At 71.3% G+C, this 5468-nt stretch carries 5 protein-coding genes; 4 read left to right on the forward strand and 1 reads right to left on the reverse strand.

Translation table 11 applies throughout. The features are described from left to right. The first annotated feature begins 26 nt into the window (after positions 1-26). Positions 27-1292, forward strand: a complete 1266-nt coding sequence (locus FNH08_RS43590) for a hypothetical protein (protein WP_152777045.1) — start codon at positions 27-29, stop codon at positions 1290-1292. A 40-nt stretch (positions 1293-1332) separates the two neighbouring features. On the opposite strand, the gene FNH08_RS43595 is transcribed toward FNH08_RS43590, so the two are convergent. Further along, positions 1333-1755, reverse strand: coding sequence for a VOC family protein (locus FNH08_RS43595; RefSeq protein WP_322726405.1), 423 nt, complete (start codon positions 1753-1755; stop codon positions 1333-1335). A 325-nt stretch (positions 1756-2080) separates the two neighbouring features. Here FNH08_RS43595 and FNH08_RS43600 point away from each other — a divergent pair, with 325 nt between their 5' ends. The 3 genes from FNH08_RS43600 to FNH08_RS43610 all read left to right on the forward strand — a co-directional run bounded on the left by FNH08_RS43600 (position 2081) and on the right by FNH08_RS43610 (position 5234). After that, positions 2081-3679, forward strand: a complete 1599-nt coding sequence (locus FNH08_RS43600; RefSeq protein WP_322726406.1) for an ABC-F family ATP-binding cassette domain-containing protein — start codon at positions 2081-2083, stop codon at positions 3677-3679. Between the two features lie 392 nt (positions 3680-4071). Then, a complete protein-coding gene (locus FNH08_RS43605; protein WP_185035675.1) occupies positions 4072-4290 on the forward strand; it encodes a helix-turn-helix domain-containing protein in 219 nt (72 codons plus the stop codon). 140 nt (positions 4291-4430) lie between these two features. Next, positions 4431-5234: an enoyl-CoA hydratase/isomerase family protein gene (locus tag FNH08_RS43610; RefSeq protein WP_152777048.1), complete on the forward strand. Its 804-nt coding sequence runs from the start codon at positions 4431-4433 to the stop codon at positions 5232-5234. Positions 5235-5468: the final 234 nt, after the last annotated feature.

Below are 5468 nucleotides of genomic sequence, written 5' to 3' on the forward strand. Positions count from 1 at the left end.
CCCCTCCACCGGCGGAACTCGCCCGCATGGCCCGCGCCGGCCTGGCGGACGCCGCCCGCGTCGCCCGCTGGGCCGAGCCCGCCCTCCGCCCCGGCCGTGAGGGCGCGAGCTCCGACGGCAAGGGCACCCTCTCCACCGCGACCGCCGAACGGGCCGCCGCCGAGCTGGGGCTGACCCCGGATCAGGTCCGCCACGACTGGGACACGGCACGTCTCGCCGGGCTCGTCGAGGTGCACGGCGACACCGCCCGCCCCGGCTGGCGGCTGCGCGCCTGGAACCGCGACGACAGCGCCGTTCTGCGCGGCTGGGTCGCCCTCTTCGACGCCTGGTCGCTCGCCCACCCGGAACCCGCGGACCGCGAGCCTGCCGCCGTCGCCGAGGTCGTCTCCGCGATGCCCCAGGTCCTCTCCTTCCTCCAGCTCTCCGCCGGACCCGTACCCGTCGAGCAACTCCTGGACCTCCTGGAGCAGCGGGTCACCGAACTGCGCACCGAGCGCTGCGAAATCCCCTTCGGACCGCGGACCGAGCCCGCCGCGGACCCCGAGGAGCCGGAGACCGGCCCCGACGACACCCCGCTCGCCCCCCTTCTCGACTGGGCCCTGCACGCGCTCGCGTCCGTCGGCGCCCTCACCTACGGCGACGGACAGGCCACCCTCACCCCGCTCGGCAGTTGGGCGGTGTGGGTGAAGCTGGAGCAGATCTGCGTCGCCGCGCAGAGCCCCGCCGGGAACATCGAGGTCGCCGCCGAGGACATGCTCCGCGGCTGCGCCCAGCTCCGGCCCAACGCCGCCCGTGCCGAGTACCGCGCCTGGCTCGCCGCCCGGCCCGTCGGCAGCGCCGTCACCGAACTCATCGACGCCGCCCGGGGCGAGGACGCCCTGCTGCGCGGCCTCGCCTTCGAGGCGCTCCGTGTCGTCGGCGCCCCCGCCGAGCCCGACGTGCGCGCCGTGGTCGACGAGACCCCGCTGCGGCCCTACGCCCTGCTGTGGCTCGCCGAGCACGACGGGGCCGACCCCGAGGAAGCCCACGAGGTGCTCACCCGCGGCGAGGCCACCTGGCTCTGGGTGGACACGGCCGCGGCCGTCGCCGACCACGGTGAGGCCCCGCTGCTCGTACGGCACCTGGAGTCCGCGGTCCAGGCCACCGTGCCCGCCCTCCTCGCCGAGGTCCGGGCCGTCGGCCACCCCCGCACCGTGCAGGTCCTGGTCGCCCTCGCCGCCGCACACCCCGACCCCGCCCTGGCCAAGGCCGTACGCCGCGCCGCCTTCCAGGTCCACACCGGCGGGAGCTGACCCCCTTAAGGGAGAGCTCTCGGAGAGCCCTCAGGCAGAGCTAGCTTCCTATTTCAGGGGCGTATGTGCCGAAGCTCCACACATTGCCCTCGGCGTCCCGGGCCATGTAGTCCCGCGATCCGTAGTCCTGGTCCGTCGGGGGCATCAGGATCTCCATCCCGTGCTCCACGGCCCGCCGGTGGTGCGCGTCGACGTCGTCCACCACGACGTACACCCCTGTGGTGCCGGCGTCCTTCATGGCGCCGTCGAAGACGCCGCCGCGGCCCTTGGAGCCGAGCATCACCGCGCCGTTGCCCTGCGCCAGCTCGGCGTGCTGCACCGTGCCGTCCTCGCCCTCGTACACCGCCAGCGCGGTGAAGCCGAAGGCCTCGGTGAGCTGCTTGATCGCCGCCTTCGCGTCCGCGTAGAGCAGCGTCGGGTAGACGCTCGGACGCCCGCCGCTCGTGCCTGCCATACCGATCACTTCCTTGTGTCTCGGTGCCGGGAACCCGCTTGGAAACTGACGGGGATTCGTCGGAAATCCGGCCTGCTGCCCAGTCTTGCACCAGCCACTGACAACGCCCTTGCGAGCCGGACCGCCTACGCTCCGCACCCGCCACCCGCGACGTCCGTCACCCGGCCCCGTCGCCGCGGTGACCGAGACCACGTGAGCCCGTCCGGTGGAGGCGGAAATCCGCTTGCCGGCCCCGTTAGAATCGGCCCCATGGCCATTCTCCTCGCGCATTAGACGGCGTGACCGCCCTCAGCCGCCCACCCCGCCGTCAACGACCCTGCCCTGGAGTCTGTCCGTGATCTCCGCCTCCGGTATCGAGCTGCGTGCCGGTGCCCGCGTCCTCATCGAGTCCGCTTCCTTCCGTATCAGCAAGGGCGACCGCATCGGCCTCGTCGGCCGCAACGGCGCCGGCAAGACCACCCTGACCAAGGTCCTGGCGGGCGAGGGCATCCCCGCCGCGGGCACCGTCACCCGCTCGGGCGAGGTCGGCTACCTGCCGCAGGACCCGCGCACCGGCGACCTGGACGTGCTCGCCCGCGACCGCGTCCTGTCCGCGCGCGGCCTGGACGTCCTGCTCCGCAAGATGCGCGAGAACGAGCAGCGCATCGCCAACGGCCAGGGCACCACCCGCGAGAAGGCCCTCAAGCAGTACGAGCGCCAGGAGACCGAGTTCCTCACCAAGGGCGGGTACGCCGCCGAGGCTGAGGCCGCCACCATCGCCGCCGCGCTGAACCTGCCCGACCGGGTGCTCGGCCAGCCGCTCCATACGCTCTCCGGCGGTCAGCGCCGCCGTATCGAGCTGGCCCGCATCCTGTTCTCCGACGCGGACACGCTCCTGCTCGACGAGCCGACGAACCACCTCGACGCCGACTCGATCGTCTGGCTGCGCGACTACCTCAAGACCTACCGCGGCGGCTTCATCGTCATCTCCCACGACGTGGAGCTGGTCGACACGGTCGTCAACAAGGTGTTCTACCTGGACGCCAACCGCGCCCAGATCGACATCTACAACATGGGCTGGAAGCTCTACCAGCAGCAGCGCGAGGCCGACGAGAAGCGCCGCAAGCGCGAGCGGGCCAACGCCGAGAAGAAGGCCGCCGCGCTCAACTCGCAGGCCGACAAGATGCGCGCCAAGGCCACCAAGACGGTCGCCGCGCAGAACATGGCCCGCCGGGCGGACAAGCTGCTGGCCGGTCTGGAGGCGGTGCGCCAGTCCGACAAGGTCGCCAAGCTGCGCTTCCCCGAGCCCGCGCCCTGCGGCAAGACCCCGCTCACCGCCGAGGGCCTGTCCAAGTCGTACGGCTCGCTGGAGATCTTCACCGACGTCGACCTGGCCATCGACAAGGGCTCACGCGTGGTCATCCTCGGCCTCAACGGCGCGGGCAAGACCACGCTGCTCCGGCTGCTGGGCGGCGTCGAGAAGCCCGACACGGGCCAGGTGATCGAGGGCCACGGCCTCAAGCTCGGCTACTACGCGCAGGAGCACGAGACCCTCGACCCGGACCGTACGGTGCTGGAGAACATGCGCTCGGCCGCGCCCGACATGGATCTCGTCGAGGTCCGCAAGGTGCTCGGCTCGTTCCTGTTCTCCGGCGACGACGTCGACAAGCCCGCCGCTGTGCTCTCCGGCGGCGAGAAGACCCGCCTGGCACTCGCCACGCTGGTCGTCTCCGCCGCGAACGTCCTGCTCCTCGACGAGCCGACCAACAACCTCGACCCGGCCAGCCGTGAGGAGATCCTCGGCGCCCTGCGCACCTACAAGGGCGCGGTCGTCCTGGTCACCCACGACGAGGGCGCGGTCGAGGCGCTGCAGCCGGAGCGGATCATCCTGCTGCCGGACGGCATCGAGGACCTTTGGGGCGCCGACTACGCCGATCTCGTCGCCCTCGCCTGACCCACGACAGCCACCGGTAGTGACCGGAGAGTCACGCGCGCGGTCATTTCCGCTTGATCGAATGACTGATCCACTGCGTATGGATCATTCGGCCGATCCGTGATCCATCATCTGTGTGAGATCTCCTCGTACCCAGGTGTGTTCTCCATCGATTTCGCGGCCGAGCCCTTCCGAGCCAAGGGCTCGGCCGTCGCGCGCCGCTGACCTGCCGCTTCGTGGAACAACCCGTTCGGACGTACGGACACGCTTGCGCGGAATTCCGCATTCCGCTCGTGGGGATGCGCTCCTGTCGTCACAAGGTTGTCTCACGGACCTTGCCGAATGGGTGGCCATCACGCGCTGGAGGGGTGATCATGAGGAGACCAGAGCGCACTTCCCATGAGGAGGCACGGGTGGCCGAGACTCTGAAGAAGGGCAGCCGGGTGACCGGCGCCGCGCGCGACAAGCTCGCGGCAGACCTGAAGAAGAAGTACGACTCCGGTGCGAGCATTCGGGCGCTGGCCGAGGAAACCGGCCGCTCGTATGGCTTCGTCCACCGGATGCTCAGCGAGTCGGGCGTCACGCTGCGAGGACGCGGCGGGGCGACACGAGGCAAGAAGGCCACGGCCTGACGCCGGGCGGCTCATCGGCTTCGATGGTGGCCACCCGGTCGATCGGTTGACCGGCCGGGTGGTTACTGTGCAGTCACTTGTGGGCGCCGTCGTGCGACGACGTACGGCGTCCCGACCGACCGCACGCACCGGAGGCGCCCATGGCTTCGCTCGACAAGGACCTCGCTCCCGTACTCGACAAGGACGGCGTACGCCTCACCGTCGATGAGGCGCTCGCCACGGTGACGCTGACCAACCCGGCCAAGCGCAACGCCCAGAGCCCCGCTCTGTGGCGGGCCTTGGCCGAGGTCGGTCGGACGCTGCCGGGCTCCGTCCGTGTGGTCGTGCTGCGCGCCGAGGGCAAGTCGTTCTCGGCGGGGCTCGACCGGCAGATGTTCACGCCCGAGGGAATCGAGGGTGAGCCGACGTTCGTCGATCTCGCGCGACGCGACGACGCCGAGCTCGACGCGACCATCGCCGCGTACCAGGAGGCGTTCACCTGGTGGCGGCGCAGTGACATCGTGTCCATCGCCGCCGTGCAGGGACACGCCATCGGTGCGGGCTTCCAGCTCGCGCTCGCCTGTGATCTGCGCGTCGTCGCCGACGACGTGCAGTTCGCCATGCTCGAGACGAGCCTCGGAATCGTCCCCGACCTCACGGGCACGCACCCCCTGGTGAGCCTCGTCGGGTACGGTCGCGCGCTCGAGATCTGCGTGACCGGGCGCTTCGTACAGGCGGAGGAAGCGGTGCAGACCGGCCTCGCCAACCTCGCCGTGCCCGCCGACCAGCTCGACGACGCCGCACGCGACCTCGCCTCGGCGGTGCTCGCCCCGCCCCGCGACGCCGTCATCGAGACCAAGGCGCTGGTGCGCGGAGCGCAGGAACGCACATACGACGACCAACGCGCGGCGGAGCGCTCCGCGCAGAGCCGAAGGTTGCGGGACCTGGCGGGGATCGGGGAGTAGGACGGGGACTTGCTCTGCGGGGGGCGGCGCGCGGGTTGTGTGTGGCTGGTCGCGCAGTTCCCCGCGCCCCTAAAAACCGCGCCGTTCCCCGCGCCCCTAAAAACCGCGCAGTTCCCCGCGCCCCTAAAGACCGCGCCGTTCCCCGCGCCCCTTTCGGGGCGCGGGCCCGCTTGTTTCAGCCCCTCCGGCGTTTGAGGAGCGGGGGTCCGGGGCGCAGGCCCGGTGGGGTGGAAG

The organism is Streptomyces spongiae (assembly GCF_009377185.1).
Classification (GTDB): Bacteria; Actinomycetota; Actinomycetes; order Streptomycetales; family Streptomycetaceae; genus Streptomyces; species Streptomyces spongiae.

Excerpts from the sequence above, each read along its gene's own strand:
- FNH08_RS43610 (WP_152777048.1), top strand. The coding sequence starts at position 4,431 with ATGGCTTCGCTCGACAAGGACCTCGCTCCCGTACTCGACAAGGACGGC.
- FNH08_RS43590 (WP_152777045.1), top strand. The coding sequence starts at position 27 with ATGGCCCGCGCCGGCCTGGCGGACGCCGCCCGCGTCGCCCGCTGGGCC.